Below are 16,348 nucleotides of genomic sequence, written 5' to 3'. Positions count from 1 at the left end.
TCCCGGTGGGATGCTGACCGGGAACAACGCAGATACCGACGTAAGGAACTCATGCTACTTTCCACCATCAATTCGACCGGAAGCCTGCAGGCAGCCGACCAGGGCGGGGGCGGTGGATCCAACTTCCTGCTCCTCGGCCTCATGCTGGTGGTTGTCATCGTGTTCCTCGTTCTTCCGATGCGCCGCCAGAAGAAGGCCAGGCAGCAGATGCAGGAGCGCCAGAACGCGATGACCCCGGGAACGCGCGTCATGACGCAGTTCGGCGTCTTCGGAACCATCGTGTCGATCGACCGCGAGGCCAATCGTGCGGTCATCGAGGTCGCACCCAAGACGGAGATCACCGTCCACCTCGGCGCCGTGACCACGGTTCTGGACGACAACGGGCAGGTCCCCGGAACTCCCGAGGCGGCGCGGGCCGCTGCGGCCCAAGGCGTTGCCGAGGAGCCCCAGAGCGGATCCGGTGCCTTCGGGAACGAGTCAGCAGCCGAGAGCGGTCTCGGATCGACGTCGACCTCTGCTGAGAACGGACCGCGGCTCAACGGTGAGCCGAGCGACGAAACGACTCGAGGCCTGGGCGAGCAGGACGGTACGGGTTACCGGGACGATCCCCGCGGCGACGATCCCACCGGCTCGAACCGCTAAAACATACGCAATTTTCGAGGTGCTTGCCCACGGGGTGAGCACCTCGACCTATGATCCTCAGGAATCCTCATGGCTCGGAAAAAGCGCACGTCCAGTGCCCGAAAGGCCCTGCTCCTGTTGACCGCCATTGTGGTGGTCCTCGGCGGTGTCATCGGCCTGTCTGCGACCAAACTGGGTGGCTCCGCGTCACCCCAGCTCGCCCTGGACCTGTCCGGCGGCACGGAGATGATCCTCTCCCCGAAGGTCACCAATGGCGACGGCGACATCAGCAAGGACCAGCTCGACCAAGCGGTCGACATCATCCGACAGCGCGTCGACGGCGCCGGCGTTTCCGAGGCCGAGGTCAGCACCCAGTCCGGCCGGAACGTCGTCGTGTCGATGCCGGGAACTCCGAGCCAGGAAACCCGTGATCTGATCCAGGCATCGGCACAGATGTCCTTCCGATCTGTCCTGATGCAAGGCGATGGGGGTGCTGTTCCCGAGGACCAACGCACCGCGGACGCGGATCTGCCGCATCCGAATGGCGAGCCCCAGAACGGATCGGATTCCAACTGGATCACCGGGGATCTCCAGAAGCAGTACGAACAACGCGACTGCAAGGCCAACCCGGGCAAGGACGATCAGTTGGATCCCGACAAGGCTGTGGTCGCGTGTTCCGAGGATGGCCAACAGAAGTACATTCTGGGACCCGTCGAACTGAACGGTTCGGACATCAAAACGGCCGATTACTCACAGGCCGAGTCCGGGGGAGGCGTCAGCACGGGCCAATGGGGCGTGAACATCACGTTCAACGATCACGCCAAGAACGTGTTCAAGGACGTGACGCAGCGCCTGTACGGGTTCTACGGAAAGAACCAGGAAGACCCGAAGGCGTCCTTCGCCATCATGCTCGACGGCGGGGTGCTCCAGGCACCACGCGCGCAGAACGTGATCGCGGACGGCAAGGCACAGATCACCGGTGACTTCTCCGAGGACGATGCCAAGGGACTGTCGGAACAGCTCAAGTATGGTGCGCTGCCCATCAGCTTCGATATCCAGTCCGAGCAACAGATTTCCGCGACGCTGGGCACGGACCAACTGCAGATGGGCATCATTGCCGGCATCATCGGTCTGCTGCTGGTCTGCGTGTACTCACTGTTCCAGTACAGACTCCTCGGATTCGTGACGATCGCATCCCTGCTTGTCGCGGGGGTGGTCACCTACGAGGCCATTACCCTGCTCGGGTGGGGCGTCAATTACAGGCTGTCGCTTGCGGGCGTGGCCGGACTGATCGTGGCTATTGGACAGACGGCTGACTCGTTCATCGTCTACTTCGAACGCATCAGGGATGGCCTGCGCGATGGGCGCAGTGTGCCTTCGGCCGTCGACCACGGGTGGATGCGCGCCCGGCGCACCATTTGGGCATCGAAGGGCGTCAACCTCCTGGCGGCCGTCGTCCTGTACTTCGTGGCGGTCGGCAACGTTCGAGGTTTCGCCTTCACCCTGGGACTCACGGCCATCGCCGACCTCATGGTCATCTTCTGGTTCACCCATCCGGTCATGGTGATGCTCTCGCGGACCAAGTTCTTCGGTGAAGGGCACAAATTGTCCGGACTGGATGCTCGCGCGCTCGGTTACGTCCCGTTGTATCGAGGGGCCGGACGTCTGCGGGACCCCGAGGACTCGCCTCGAGCGAGGAAGCGCCGGTCCGACGATGACGAAGATTCCGAGGACCGGCCGATGACCATCGCCGAACGGCGCAGGGCCGAGGCGCTCGAATCCCGGAACAAACCGCCACAGGACCCGGAAGAGCAGTCAGGACAAAACCCCGAAGGAGCCGACAATGCCTAAGTTCGCAGAGTTCGGTAGCAACCTCTACACGGGCAAGACCTCACTGCCCTTCATCCCGAAGAAGAAACTGTGGCTCGGAATTTCCGCGGTGCTCGTGATCATCGCGGTGCTCATCCCGGTGGTCACGGGTGGCTTCAAAATGGGCATCGATTTCCGTGGAGGTTCGGAGTTCACGGTCTCCGATTCCCAGAGCACCGACGTCCAGACGGGCAAGGACGCCGTCTCGAAGCACGCGAGTGCCTCCGAGACCGAAGTGACCAAGATTGCCTCGGATACGGTACGCGTCCAAACCGAGCAATTGAGTGACGACGACACGCTCGCCGTCAAACAGGCCCTACAGAAGGCCTACGACGTCAAGGCCGACGACGTCACCTCCTCCTACGTGGGACCAACCTGGGGCGAAGGGGTGACTCGCCAGGCGACGTGGGGTCTGATCGCGTTCGTGGTCCTGGCGACGGTCGGGATGGCCCTGTACTTCAGAACCGTGAAGATGTCCCTGTCGGCCATCGCCGGCCTGCTGTTCACCGTCATCACGACGGCCGGGATCTACGCCCTGGTCGGGTTCGAAGTCACACCGTCGGCGATCATCGGTTTCCTGACGATTCTGTCCTATTCGCTGTACGACTCTGTGGTGGTCTTCGACAAAATTCGCGAGAACACCAAGGGCTACCGGGAAAACACGAAGACGACCTTCGCCGAAGAGGTCAATCTGGCGGTCAACCAGACCTTGGTCAGGTCAATCAACACCTCGGTCGTCGGGATCCTGCCGGTCGGCTCGATTCTGTTCATCGGGGCATTCCTGTTGGGTGCCGGAACCTTGCAGGATCTTTCCCTGGCACTGTTCATCGGGATCATCATGGGCACGCTGGGCACCTTGTTCGTCTCGGCGCCCCTCTACGCACTGCTGCGTCAGGGCGAGAAGCCCATCAAGGAACAGGCCGAAAGAGTCCGGCAAGGTGTCGCGGACACCGACGCCGCCGACTCCGGAGCGGAGATCAGCGAAGGAACGACGTCGGGGTCGACGAGAGCATTCGGCGACGGTTCGGCGTCGGCCGGAGCGGAGTCGGCACAAGAAGGCCGGCGTTCCGACCGTGGCGGCCGGAGGTCGGCGGACAGCCCCACACCGCGCTATGACCCGAGTGGCAGGGACAAGCCGGACAATGGCGCGGTGATCTAGCGGAGCCTGCCAAGAGGCCCTCGCGCCCCTCGCCGAGGGGCGGCTGCAGACTCATGTCACACGCCAACTACCTGACTTCCGAGCAACTCTGCCGCGCCCTGAGACGCCGGGACCTCACCGATGTCGCCCAAGGGCCGCACGCCGTCCGAACCCTGCTCGACGCCGCCGTCACGGGGCTCCGGTCGGAGTCGCGAAGGACCGATTCGAATACGGGTCTGATTTGGGCATTCATTAATCGTCAGAAACTTTCGCGGCGCCGTCGTGCGGTCGGGGTCGAATACTTCGCCTTCCGAATAAGTCGGAGTGTGACGAGGGCCGCCTCGATGCCCAGCAGGGTCCGCCCACACCGGATCGAACCTTGCTGCGAGAGCCGTGCGACGAGATCACAGCGACCGCACATCACGACGTCGAGAGAGCAGATCGGGACCTGCCGCTGGTCATTTTGGTTCCGGGGTTGCCACTTCGGCAGGGTGGAGTGCACCAACCTGCCACCTCGAGGGGACGGAGGATTGACGGCGGGGGACTAAACTGGGTCCATCACACGGTCAGGAGGTTCATCATGGCATCGTCAGATGATCGGCAGAGTCACGGGACCCATCGGGTCATTTCAGCGTCAACGAGGACGCCGGAACGCCGTGCCTTCCCGAAGACGGCCGCCGTGCCGGCCGCAGAAAGAGCGGAACCAACCGTGAACGCCGGAGATTCCTCAGCCGCGAGCAAGACCAAACCGGTGTCGCCGGTCCTCGTTCCCTTGTTGAGGACCGTCAAGGCCAACAACCCCCAAGAGGATTTCGCCGCGATCGAGCGGGCTTTCGCCGTCGCGGACAAGTACCACACCGGACAGAAGCGCAAGAGCGGCGATCCGTACATCACGCACCCCGTCGCCGTCACCACGATTCTCGCCGAACTCGGGGCCTCCGGTGCCACGCTCATTGCGGGCCTGTTGCACGACACCGTCGAGGACACCGAGTACACGCTCGAAGAGCTGACCGAAGACTTCGGGGAAGAGGTCGCGGAGCTCGTCGACGGCGTGACCAAGCTGGACAAGGTCAAATACGGGGAACACGCTCAGGCCGAAACGGTCCGCAAGATGGTCATAGCGATGGCCAAGGACATTCGGGTGCTCGTGATCAAGCTGGCCGACCGGCTGCACAACGCGCGGACCTGGCGCTTCGTCTCTCCGCAGTCCAGCGCACGCAAGGCGAAGGAGACCCTCGAGATCTTCGCGCCGCTGGCCCACCGCCTGGGCATCAATACGATCAAATGGGAACTCGAGGACCTGTCCTTCGCGGCCCTGGAGCCTCGTATCTACGACGAAATCGTGCGCATGGTCGGGGACAGGACCCCGGAGCGGGAACGGCAATTGCAAGAGATCCGCACCGGCGTGAAGGACGAACTTCAGGAGTCCAACATCTCGTGCGAGGTGACTGGTCGACCGAAGCACTATTACTCGATCTACCAGAAGATGATTCTGCGCGACAAGGAATTCGACGAGATCTACGATCTCCTCGCGATCCGGATTCTTGTCGACTCGGTGCGGGACTGCTACGCGGCGCTCGGCGCCATTCACGAAGTCTGGAAGCCGATCCCGGGACGGTTCAAGGACTACATCGCCGTTCCCAAGTTCAACACCTACCAGTCCCTGCATACCGCGGTGATCGGGCCGGCCGGCCGGCCTGTCGAGGTCCAGATCCGGACGCACGACATGCACCGCAAGGCCGAATACGGTATTGCCGCGCACTGGAAGTACAAGGCTGCGGCCCGTGGCGAGGCATCGGCCGCCGGACAGCATACCGAGGATTCGGCCGAGGCGATGAAGTGGCTCCAGTCGCTCATGTCCTGGCAGTCGGAGACCCGCGATTCCTCCGAATTCCTGGACTCGCTGCGCTATGAGGTCAACGCCCAAGAGGTCTTCGTCTTCACCCCGGCCGGCGATGTGCTGTCCTTGCCGGCGGGATCGACCCCGGTGGACTTCGCCTACGCGATTCACACGCAAGTCGGGGAACATACCATCGGTGCTCGGGTCAACGGAAAACTGGTTCCGTTGTCCTCGAAACTCAACCATGGTGACCGCATCGAGATCCTGACGACCAAGGCGGAGGACGCCGGCCCGAGCGAGGACTGGCTCAAATTCGTGGCCAGCCCTCGGGCCCGCACCAAGATCCGGCACTACCTGACCAAGGAACGTCGAGAAGAGGCCATCGAGAAGGGCAAGGACAACCTGACCCGCTCGATGCGGCGCCACAGCCTGCCTCTTCAGCGTCTTCTGACCAGCAAACTCCTTCTGTCCGTCGCTGAGGAACAGCACAAGGACGACGTCGCCGCGCTGTACGAAGCCGTGGGCGAAGGCCAGATCAAGGCCCAGGACGTCATCGACCGTCTGGTCGATCTGCTCGGAGGCGAATCCGAGGCGGAGGACGACCTCGAAGAAGAAACCTCGATCACAACCCATGCGCGGCCCAAGCACGCGGACTCGGGCGTGGTGGTCGACGGTGCCGACGGCGTCTACACCAAATTGGCACGGTGCTGCACTCCGGTTCCCCCGGACGAGATCATGGGCATCGTGACTCGCGGCAACGGCATCTCCGTGCACCGCGTGGATTGTCCCAATATGAGGCAGGCCCAGGACGATCCTCGCCGGATCAAGGTCCAGTGGGCTCCGACCAAATCTTCCGTGTTCTTGGTCGAGATCCAGGTCGAGGCCCTCGACAGGAAATCCTTGCTGTCCGACGTGACTCGGATCCTCTCGGAGAGCCACGTCAATATCCTGTCGGCCAACGTGCATACCAATGTCTCCCGGCTCGCCATCTCGCGCTTCTCCTTCGAGATGGGCGATCCGAGGTACCTCGACCACGTCCTCAACACTGTGCGCGGCATCGACGGCGTGTACGACGTCTACCGCATCACCGGGTCCCGACCGACCCCGTCGACCCACGGTCAGGAGTGAGACGTATCTCCCGGTAGCCCCCGGCGAAGCGCTTCCGACAGCGCATGAATCCGCCGGAGGGCCCGTTGTCGGAACGCCAGACGTGGAACCGCTTCCAGGGCGGCACAGACCGTCTCAGGAGCGCAACCCAGACCTGGCGCGCGGAGCATTGTCGCCAGGGCGGCGTCGCCGCGTTTGCCCTGGTCGAAGGCTGCAACGTCCACGCATGTGCGGAGGGGCGTGGTGACCCTCAAGGGTCCGATTCGCAGGGCCTCGTACTTGGTGTAGGTCGTGTACCGGTGGTGGACGACGGCGGATTCCACCGGATCCAAGGTGAGGCCAAACGGGCCGAAAGCCGTGCACTCCAGGAGCGTGGGCGGGGGAGCGCAGCCGTAGATCCAGGCCGCGGTCAGGCGGTGGAGTATCGCTCGTTGTCGGCTCAGTGGCCGCAGGTGCAGTGCCGCCGCCGTGGCACGGGATTCGGGGCACGGCGGCGTGTTGCCGTACACAGAGTTCACATGCGGGACCAGCAGACCGCGAGCGGCGAGAAGCAGAGCCTCTGCCTGTGTGAGGTGGAGGCCCGCAATCACCAGCCACGGCGGGGCCCCGAGGTCACGATAATGAGCGGCCGTCCGTGACACCGGGTCGAGGCGGCAAACCCGATCCGGGGAATGATGTTCGTGCATGGGTCCATGAGACCTCATGCTTGGGCCGAAAGGTACGGATTCAGCGAATCTGTGGACAGTCTCTTCGAATCCGTACCCTTCGGACGGGACGACGATCGGGCGGTGACCGTCGGGAGCCGCGGCCATCGGGTCGGTGCCCGGGGTCAGGACCGGATATCAGGCACCGGCGTCAAGCTGGTCCAACCAGGCCCGACGAGCATCGAGCGCTTCCCGGGCCTTGGCGGCAGCTGTGGCGTCCCCCGCGGACTCGGCCTTGCGAAGGTCCGCTTCCAGCTCCGAAATGGCGTCCCTGAGCTGGCTGACCATGGAATCGGCTCTGGCCTGGGTTTCGGGATTGGTCCGTTCCCACTCGGCCTGTTCCGCCTCGGAGATGGCGTCCTGGACCTTCTTGAGCTCATTCTCGATCCGTCGCAGGTCATTGCGGGGAACCATGCCGGCCGCATCCCACTCGTCCAGGATCGGCGCGAGCTGGGCCTTCGCCGCACCCGGGTCCTTGACCGGAAGGATCGCCCGGGCCCTCTCGAGCAACGCTTCCTTGACCTTGAGGTTTTCCGCGAACTCGCGGTCAGTCTCGGCATTGGCGGCCGCCCGTGCATTGAAGAAGACGTCCTGGGCGGCCCGGAAGCGAGCCCAGAGCGCGTCGTCCTCCTTGCGCGAGGCCCGGGGCGCCTGCTTCCAGCGATCCATCAGGTCCCGGTACTTGGCGGACGTTTCGCTCCAGTCCGTGGACCCTGACAACGACTCCGCCTCGGCAATAAGCGCTTCCTTGGCCTTCTTCGCCTTGGCGTTGTTCTGGTCCAGTTGGGAGAAGTAGGAGCGGCGGTGCTTGTCGAACGTGGACCGTGCCGTGCGGAATCGCTTCCAGAGCGCGTCCTCCACGGATTTCGGCAGGCGATGCTCCTTCTGGGCGACCTTCCACGCATCGAAGAGGTCGTTCATGCGGGCGCTCGAGTTCTTCCAATGCGTGTCGGACGGATCCTGGTCCGCGACATCTTCGGCGGCTTTGACGATGGCTTCACGTTCCTGATGCGCGCGCTGCTTGGCTTCCTCGGCCTCGTGCTTCTGCTCCTCGGTCAGGCGGGTCGCGGCGGCGTCGAGGGCATCGAGACGCTTCTCGAGGTTCTCGATATCGCCGACCATGCCGCGTGCCTCGACCTGTTCCCTGAGGGAACGGACGGACCGCGTCACAGATGCCGCATCGGCGCCTTGGGAGACGCGGTTCTCGAGGAGCGCGATCTGAGTCTCCGTCTCGGAGAATTTCCGCGCGAAGTAGGTCAGGGCGTCGTCGTCGCTGGCTTCGGGAAATGCACCCACGGGAATGTCCTCGCCGCGCACCGTGACGTAGACGTGGCCGTCTGCTCCTACCGAGCCGAACTTCTTGGCCTCGTCCAGCGACCTCGGGGCTGCTGGGGGTGCGGCGGGTTTGGGAACGATGGGGGAACCCGGCAGGTTGGCCGGGGTGGGCTTGTCGTCGGGCTTCTTCTCAGTCACCGCTGAAACTCTTTCCGTGGAAGGGCCTGTCGGCCTTATGTATCGATGGTCGACGTCGCCCGGAACGGACCGGGCACTGGACTCCAATATATATGGGGTGTGCGTCACGTGAACCGGCTATTTCATGGAAAGATGAACGGTTTTCCCTGGAAGGGGCCGGGATCACGGTCCCCACGGTTCGCCTGGGGACTGGCCACGGTTTAGGCTTGAAGGTGTTTGCGCGCCTCCCGGCGCGCCCAAGAACCAAGACTTTGAGGAGTGGCTCATGGCCCGCAAGGCGTCCTTGTCAGGTTTTCCGGAATTGCTGCCCGAGGAACGGGTGGTAGAGAACCATGTCCTGGATGTTCTGCGCCATACCTTCGAGCTGCACGGGTTCTCCTCGATCGAGACCCGCTCGGTGGAAACCGTCGAGCAACTCCTGCAGAAGGGCGAGATCGACAAAGAGGTCTACGCGGTCTCGCGGCTCCAGGAGGACGGTGACAGCAAGAAGGCCGAGAAGCTCGCTCTCCACTTCGACCTGACCGTTCCGTTCGCCCGGTACGTCGTCGAGAACGCCGGCTACCTGAACTTTCCGTTCATGCGGTACCAGATTCAGAAGTCGTGGCGCGGCGAGCGGCCGCAGGAGGGCCGTGCCCGAGAATTCACGCAGGCCGATATCGACGTCGTCGGGGAAGGCACGCTGCCGTTCCGGTACGACGTCGAGCTCGCCCTGATCGTGGTGGACGCGCTCTCGCGGTTGCCGCTCCCAGAATTCAGGCTCAGGGTCAACAACAGGAAGCTCTCCGAAGGGTTCTACCGGGGCATCGGACTGACCGATACCGCGGGGGTCCTTCGCTCGATCGACAAGTTGGAGAAGATCGGTCCCGATGCCGTGGCCCAGCTGCTCAAGGACGAGCTCGGCGCCACGGACGAGCAGGCACAAGCCGCCTTGGACCTTGCCTCGATCACAGCAGAGGACACCTCGTTCGCGGACCGGGTACGTTCTTTCGGCGTCCAGGACGACCTGCTCGAGGAGGGGCTGACGGAGCTGACCGAAGTGATCGAGCAGGCGTCGAAGCGCGCGCCCGGCAAGGTCATCGCCGACCTGTCGATCGCTCGGGGCCTGGACTACTACACCGGGACCGTCTACGAGACAGTCCTGCTCGGCCACGAACAGCTCGGTTCCATCTGCTCCGGTGGCAGGTACGAGTCCCTGGCCTCGAACGGCAAGAAAACGTACCCGGGGGTCGGACTGTCCATCGGCGTGACCCGGCTCGTTGCCCGGATGCTCTCTCAGGGTCTGGCGCGACCGACACGTTCGGTTCCCTCCGCGGTTCTGGTGGCCCTCACGAACGACGAGGCCTGGTCGGAGGCCCAAGACGTCGCGGATCAGCTGAGGGACCGCGGCATCGCTTGCGAGGTCTCTGCGAGTGCCGCGAAATTCGGCAAGCAGATCAAGTACGCGGATCGGCGCGGGATACCCTTCGTCTGGTTCCTGGGCACCGACGAGTCCGGCACGACCACGCACGAGGTCAAGGACATCCGCTCGGGAGAGCAGGTTGCCGCGGATCCCTCGACCTGGACTCCCGCCGAGGAGGATCTCCGCCCTCGCGTGTACGGCACCGAGGAATAGACCGTCTCTGCCGCGGCTGTGGACAACGATCCTGGCCAGCCGCCGGGGCAGGTAGACTCTGCACAGAATCAGCTCGGCGGGACCCCGCCGCCACATCGAAAGGACCGTGAGTGCTACGCACGCATACGCTCGGTGAATTGACCGCCGAGAACATCGGAGAAACCGTCACCCTGGCCGGCTGGGTCGCCCGCCGGCGCGATCACGGAGGGGTGGCCTTCGTCGATCTGCGCGACCGGGAGGGCGTGACCCAGTGCGTGTTCCACGATGAGGCAGATTTCGATGCGTTGCGCAACGAATACGTGCTCAAGGTCGAGGGAGTGGTCTCCCGCCGCCCCGAGGGCAACGACAACCCCAACCTGGTGACCGGTGAGGTCGAGGTCGAGGTCACCTCGGTGGAGGTGCTGAACACCTCCGCGCCGCTGCCGTTCCAGGTGGACGAGCACGTCGAGGTCGGGGAAGAGGCCCGGTTGCGGCACCGCTACCTCGACCTGCGCCGCCCGGCACCGGCGGCCGCCATGAAGCTGCGCTCTGAAGCCAGCCGCGTGGTGCGGGAGCTGCTCCACCAGGATGGGTACCTCGAGGTGGAAACACCGACGATGACTCGTTCGACTCCCGAAGGTGCACGTGACTTCGTGGTGCCCGCGCGCCTGGCACCGGGCTCCTGGTACGCCCTCCCGCAGTCGCCCCAGTTGTTCAAGCAGCTTCTCCAGGTGGGCGGGATCGAACGGTACTTCCAGATCGCTCGTTGCTACAGGGACGAGGACTTCCGCGCCGACCGTCAGCCGGAATTCACCCAGCTGGACATCGAAGCCTCCTTCGTGGAGGAGGACGACGTCATCGATCTGGGCGAGCAGATCGTGGCGGCTCTGTGGAAACTGATCGATGTGGAGATTCCGCGCCCGATTCGCCGCATGACCTATCGCGAATCCATGGAGAAATACGGTTCGGACAAGCCGGATCTTCGTTTCGGCCTGGAACTGACGGAGCTGACGGACTACTTCCGCGACACGACCTTCCGTGTCTTCAAGGCACCGTACGTCGGTTCCGTGGTGATGCCGGGTGGTGCTTCGCAGCCGCGCCGGACCCTGGACGCATGGCAGGAGTGGGCCAAACAGCGCGGAGCCAAGGGCCTCGCCTACGTTCTGGTCCAGGAGGACGGCAGCCTGACCGGCCCCGTGGCCAAGAACATCACCGAGACCGAACGCGAAGGCCTCGCGGAAGCCGCGGGGGCCAAGCCCGGCGACTGCATCTTCTTCGCGGCCGGTGACGCCAAGTCCTCCCGTGCTCTCTTGGGCTCTGCTCGAGTCGAGATCGGACACCGGACCGGACTCATCAAGGATGGCGACTGGGCCTTCGTGTGGATCGTCGACGCACCGATGTTCGAACCCGCCGCCGACGCCGAGGACTCGGGCGACGTCGCCCTCGGTAACTCCGCATGGACGGCCGTGCACCACGCGTTCACATCGCCGAAGCCCGAATTCATGGACACGTTCGACGAAGATCCCGGATCCGCGTTGGCCTACGCCTACGACATTGTGTGCAACGGCAACGAGATCGGTGGCGGTTCAATCCGTATCCACCGTCGCGACGTGCAGGAACGTGTTTTCAACGTCATGGGCATTTCGCAGGAGGAAGCCGACGAGAAATTCGGCTTCCTTCTCGAGGCCTTCAAATACGGTGCACCCCCGCACGGCGGAATCGCCTTCGGCTGGGACCGCGTCGTCGCCCTGCTGGCAGGATCGGACTCCATCCGTGACGTGATCGCGTTCCCGAAGACCGGCAACGGCTACGATCCGCTCACGGCTGCTCCGGCGCCGATCACGGCCCAACAGCGCAAGGAAACCGGGGTGGACGCCAAGCCGGCCAAGAACACGGAGAAGAAGCAGGCGCCGGACCAGGGGCAGAGCGCCGGGACCAAGTAGTCCGCTTCAGGAGGCGTGGAAGTCCACGGCTTCGGGGCCATCCCGGTGGCCCTGGAGCCCGGTGGATCAGGAGCTTCCCGCGCCATTGCGCTGCCACCCCCGTTGCGCTGCCACCCAGTGCGCTGTCCCCATTGCGCTTCACCAGGCCCCGCAGGCTGCCGCCGGCGGGGCCTGGTGCCTGTAGGGGGCGAGGCCGAGTTACGCCCTGTCCGTGGACGTGCTTTGGGCCGCGATCCGGGCCATGACCTCGGCGAGTTGGCGGACGGAGATCCCGAGACCCGTTGGCATCTCCACGTAACCCTGGTCGGTGGTGACCCCGACTTCGGGGCGCGTTCCCGGATGCAGCGTGACGCGTGCGCGCGTCGTCGTCGACTCACCATTGGACGAGCTGTGCGCCTCGACGCTCCAGACGTTGTCCCACCTGACCCGCAATTCGTCGTGCCACGCGCCGCGTCGGCGTGACTCCACGAAGAATCCGGGCACCTCCAGCACGAGTCGCCGTTGCCGGACCAACGGGTGGATGGTCGCGATCATACCGACGACCAGCAGAGCGGCGACGAGGCAGCACCCCCAGAACTGGAAGGACGCCACACCGTTCTTCGCGAAATCGCTGTATGCCATGCCGGCCGCGAGGATCACGAGCAGCCCCAGCCCCACGGCAGCGAGAACAGCCTTTGTCGGACTGGTCCGGATGACGGACCTCCCGGTCCTCCTGAACTCGTCCCACGTCCGCTCAGCCTGTGCTCTTCCCATGCCCTTCGTCCTTCCACGGTCCTCGGGCAGGCGCTCGTGCCTCGCCGGGTACTTCGTGGTACCGAGCTTATAGGCATACCTGGCTCTACCGAAGGCCCGGGTGCCCGCTGGACCCTCGGTTTCATCGTTGGCACTGATCCCCGACGCTTCGGCGACGCATAGCGTTTTCAGTATGAAAACGACAACGACTCACCTCGTCAGAGCCCACGGGCTCAGCAAAGCCTTCGGTACGACCAGTGCCCTCACCGATGTGTCAGTCACCATCGGACATGGGGAGTCCGTGGCCATCATGGGACCTTCCGGTTCCGGCAAGTCCACGCTGATGCACATCCTGTCCGGCATTTCCGGCGCGGACCGCGGATCGGTGATTCTCGACGACGCAGCCTCGGGCTCCGGAATCGATATCACCGGATTGTCGTCGAACCAGAGGACTCGGTTGCGCCGGGACCGCATCGGGTTCGTGTTCCAGGAGGGACTGCTCCTGCCGGAACTCACCGCGCTGGAGAACGTCGCGGTGGCCCTGATGACCTCCGGAACGTCCCGCAGACAGGCGGAGGCCGAAGCCGGTCGTTGGCTGTCGGCCCTGGGTCTTCACGGTATGGAAGACCGCCGTCCCGGGCAGCTTTCCGGCGGGCAGGCCCAACGTGTCGCGATCGCCCGCGCCCAGGTTACTCGTCCGGATCTCGTGTTCGCCGACGAACCGACGGGCGCGTTGGACACGGAGACCTCGCAACGAGTCCTGGACGCGCTGCTCGAAGCCACCGTGTCCCGGGGAGCTTCCCTGGTGGTGGTGACTCACGATCCGGCGGTGGCCGCCGGATGCGCCCGAACCATTCGGCTTCAGGACGGTCGTATTGTCGACGACGGACTGGGAGGTGGTCCGCGGTGAATCTGCTCTTCCTCCGCAAAACTTTCTCCGACCCCGCCACGTGGGCACTTCCGGTTGTCGCCTTCATGCTCACGAGCGCCATGGCCTACACGGTCGTGGGCGGTGTCTCGTTCCTGCTGCACGACGAGAGCAGCAACCAGCTGTTCTACATGCTCTGCGCGGCCCTGGCGGCCATACTGCTGGCCGTCCCGATGAGCTCCCTCATGTCTTCGGCGGCCCGGCTCATGGCACGCCAGCGCGAACGACGCCTGTCCACCCTCCGCCTGCTCGGTGCCTCGGGGTTGAAGCTCAGGGCGTTGTCACTGATCGAATCGGGCACGCTGGCCGTGACTGGCATCGTTCTTGGTGCCGTGCTCTACGGTCTGCTGACCCCTCTGGTCGGTTTGGTGCACCTGACCGGGCACGCGATCGGGGCTTCGGGTCTGTGGCTGGGGTTCGAGGGGCTGCTCGGCGTCGGCGTCCTGCTTCTGGCGTTGGCCCTTGTCAGCGCGTTGAGCGGGCTCAGCCGCCTCGAGATCACCCCGCTGAGCGTCCGATCACGGGAACTTCCCCGCAGGGTGCGCTGGATCCGGCTCGTCGCGGGCGGCCTGTTGATCTTCGTCGCGCTGGTCTGCTCCGTGGCCGTGTCCTCGGGACTCGGGGGTGCCATGGTTTTCGCGTTCATCGTGATTTCACTGTCGATCCCTCTGATCGCCGTGAACCTCTTGGGGCCCTTGGTCCTGAAATGGATCGGCACCGCCGACGCGAAGACCGCCCGCAGCGCCGAACGCCTGATCGCGGCGCGAAACCTCCTCGAGTCGCCCCAGGAGATGTGGCGCCAGATCGGCAGCATCGCGTTCAGTGTGTACATGGCCGTGATGCTGGGATCGGGCGTTGCGATGTCGATGGCTGGCAGCACCGCCGACGCCGACCGCCAGGATCTGATCCTGGTTCACGACGTCCGGACCGGAGTGCTCGTGACGCTGGTGATGTCTTTCCTCATGGTCGCTTTCTCGGTCGGCATCAACCAGACGGCGCAGGTTCTCGACCGCCAGGAGATGTACCGGGCGCTCTCCCGCATGGGAATGTCGATCGACCGTCTCGGACGGGTCCGCCGGCTCTCGGTGATGCGGCCCCTGGTGCTCGTGGTCATCATCTCGGGCCTGGTCGCAGTGGTGACGTTGTTCCCGCTGGTCGGCGCGGGTCTGGTCGCGCAACCGGTCACGATGGCGGTCATTGCTGCGGCCATCGTCTTCGGAATCTGCACCGTCTGGGCAGCGTGCGCGTCGACCACACCCGTGCTCAGGCGCACCCTCGAGGACTAGGCGGCCTACTGCGGCGTCGAGATCTCCAAGAGCCTTGAGACGGCGGCCTCTGCCTCATCCGGTATGCGCGTCCATGCGATTCCGGCTTGGGCTCCGCCGTCCTCCCTGGGAACGATCCAGCCGAGGACCACCAGGGTCTGCGTCAGGGACTGCAGGGAACCGGCCAGGAGCCGACCGTCTCCGTCGAAGATCTCGCCCGTGGAGGTGCTGAGTCTCCACCGGTGACGGACGCAGATCTGGCGGGCCCACTGCGACTCGTTCTGCACGTACCGAGGGGGAATGGTCAGCATCGTTTCGGTAATGGGCTGGGTTTCGTACGACATTTTCATCAACTCCTTACCCGCCCTGGACGAGGGCCGGTGACCCGGGCCTCACTGTCCATGGAACGCCGATTCTTACGAATTTTCAAGAGTTGTGGGAATCCCCTGACCAGGGGAAACGCCGGCGGCCGCGTGCCGAAGTGGCAGTTTTGAGCGTTTTTCGCACCGAAAATTGCACAAACCTGCCACCTCGCGGGAACGCGGGGGAGGCGGCGAGTGGAAGCGGGAGTGGCGCAGATGCACGGAATTGCCACCTCGAACAGCCGGCACCGAGGCTGGAACGACGCCGGGTCGCCGTCGGCCGCATGCCTGGTCGCTACGGGCCGACGTCGTGTGCATGACGGGCCGCTACGGGCCGACGTCGTGCGCATGCCTGGTCGCTACGGGCCGACGTCGTGCGCATGCCTGGTCGCCCCGAGCGTTGTTGGGTGGGGGTTGCCCGATAGAGAGGCAATGGCCCACGCTAGGTGGTGCTTCAACCCCCACCAAACGACGGCCAGAGCCACCGAATCGGGTAAACCCCACCTCACGCGGGACGATGCCGCCTTTCGTAAACCCCACCCAACGGAGCCCACGGCCACCAAATCGGGTAAACCCCACCTCACGCGGGACGACGCCGCCTTTCGTAGCCCCCACCCAACAGCGGTAAACGCCACCGAATCGGGTAAACCGCGCCTCACGGGGGACGGAGCCACCATTCGCAACCCCCACCCAACAGCGGTAAAAGCCGCCGAATCGGCTAACCACCACCCAACGCCCGGACGAACGCGCCCGGACGAACCCACCCGGACGTACC

12 protein-coding genes are annotated in these 16,348 nt (G+C 64.5%); 8 read left to right on the top strand and 4 right to left on the bottom strand.

Annotated elements, in window-relative coordinates:
• The first annotated feature begins 51 nt into the window (after nucleotides 1–51).
• The 4 genes from yajC (at nucleotide 52) to EWU68_RS09205 (ending at nucleotide 6,596) form a co-directional block, all read left to right on the top strand.
• Nucleotides 52–642 carry a preprotein translocase subunit YajC gene (gene yajC, locus EWU68_RS09220; protein WP_129315846.1) on the top strand — a complete coding sequence of 197 codons (591 nt, stop codon included), beginning with the start codon at nucleotides 52–54 and terminating at the stop codon, nucleotides 640–642.
• Nucleotides 643–711: 69 nt separating this feature from the next.
• Nucleotides 712–2,472 (top strand): protein translocase subunit SecD, encoded by a 1,761-nt coding sequence (secD, locus tag EWU68_RS09215; protein WP_129315845.1) that lies wholly within the window; start codon nucleotides 712–714, stop codon nucleotides 2,470–2,472.
• The gene (secF, locus tag EWU68_RS09210) at nucleotides 2,465–3,649 is read left to right on the top strand and encodes a protein translocase subunit SecF (protein ID WP_129315844.1); all 1,185 of its coding nucleotides are present in this window, start codon (nucleotides 2,465–2,467) and stop codon (nucleotides 3,647–3,649) included. Before secD ends, secF begins: the two co-directional genes overlap by 8 nt.
• A 559-nt stretch (nucleotides 3,650–4,208) precedes the next feature.
• Nucleotides 4,209–6,596: a RelA/SpoT family protein gene (locus EWU68_RS09205; RefSeq protein WP_129315843.1), complete on the top strand. Its 2,388-nt coding sequence runs from the start codon at nucleotides 4,209–4,211 to the stop codon at nucleotides 6,594–6,596.
• Here the strand turns inward: EWU68_RS09205 and EWU68_RS09200 are convergent.
• The gene (locus tag EWU68_RS09200) at nucleotides 6,587–7,261 is read right to left on the bottom strand and encodes a hypothetical protein (protein WP_129315842.1); all 675 of its coding nucleotides are present in this window, start codon (nucleotides 7,259–7,261) and stop codon (nucleotides 6,587–6,589) included. The two genes, EWU68_RS09205 and EWU68_RS09200, sit on opposite strands and share 10 nt — an antisense overlap.
• 156 nt (nucleotides 7,262–7,417) lie before the next feature.
• On the bottom strand, nucleotides 7,418–8,752 hold the full coding sequence (locus tag EWU68_RS09195; RefSeq protein ID WP_238692405.1) for a DUF349 domain-containing protein: 1,335 nt from the start codon (nucleotides 8,750–8,752) through the stop codon (nucleotides 7,418–7,420).
• A gap of 265 nt (nucleotides 8,753–9,017) precedes the next feature.
• Between EWU68_RS09195 and hisS the strand changes: the two genes are divergently transcribed.
• Both hisS and aspS read left to right on the top strand, forming a co-directional pair.
• Nucleotides 9,018–10,364, top strand: coding sequence for a histidine--tRNA ligase (gene hisS, locus EWU68_RS09190; RefSeq protein ID WP_129315841.1), 1,347 nt, complete (start codon nucleotides 9,018–9,020; stop codon nucleotides 10,362–10,364).
• 110 nt (nucleotides 10,365–10,474) lie between these two features.
• Nucleotides 10,475–12,286, top strand: coding sequence for an aspartate--tRNA ligase (gene aspS / locus EWU68_RS09185; RefSeq protein WP_129315840.1), 1,812 nt, complete (start codon nucleotides 10,475–10,477; stop codon nucleotides 12,284–12,286).
• A gap of 198 nt (nucleotides 12,287–12,484) precedes the next feature.
• Here the strand turns inward: aspS and EWU68_RS09180 are convergent, their stop codons facing one another.
• Nucleotides 12,485–13,039: a hypothetical protein gene (locus EWU68_RS09180; RefSeq protein ID WP_129315839.1), complete on the bottom strand. Its 555-nt coding sequence runs from the start codon at nucleotides 13,037–13,039 to the stop codon at nucleotides 12,485–12,487.
• Between the two features lie 172 nt (nucleotides 13,040–13,211).
• Here EWU68_RS09180 and EWU68_RS09175 point away from each other — a divergent pair, with 172 nt between their 5' ends.
• On the top strand, nucleotides 13,212–13,928 hold the full coding sequence (locus tag EWU68_RS09175; RefSeq protein WP_129315838.1) for an ABC transporter ATP-binding protein: 717 nt from the start codon (nucleotides 13,212–13,214) through the stop codon (nucleotides 13,926–13,928).
• On the top strand, nucleotides 13,925–15,232 hold the full coding sequence (locus tag EWU68_RS09170) for a permease (protein ID WP_129315837.1): 1,308 nt from the start codon (nucleotides 13,925–13,927) through the stop codon (nucleotides 15,230–15,232). The genes EWU68_RS09175 and EWU68_RS09170 overlap by 4 nt, the downstream gene beginning before the upstream one ends.
• A gap of 5 nt (nucleotides 15,233–15,237) precedes the next feature.
• Here the strand turns inward: EWU68_RS09170 and EWU68_RS09165 are convergent, their stop codons facing one another.
• A complete protein-coding gene (locus EWU68_RS09165; protein WP_129315836.1) occupies nucleotides 15,238–15,555 on the bottom strand; it encodes a hypothetical protein in 318 nt (105 codons plus the stop codon).
• Nucleotides 15,556–16,348: the final 793 nt, after the last annotated feature.

Origin of the sequence: Rothia koreensis (assembly GCF_004136575.1) — a bacterium.
Taxonomy (GTDB): Bacteria; Actinomycetota; Actinomycetes; order Actinomycetales; family Micrococcaceae; genus Rothia; species Rothia koreensis.
Note: the sequence above shows the minus strand (reverse complement) of the source record. Positions and strands in the feature narration are given on the sequence as shown.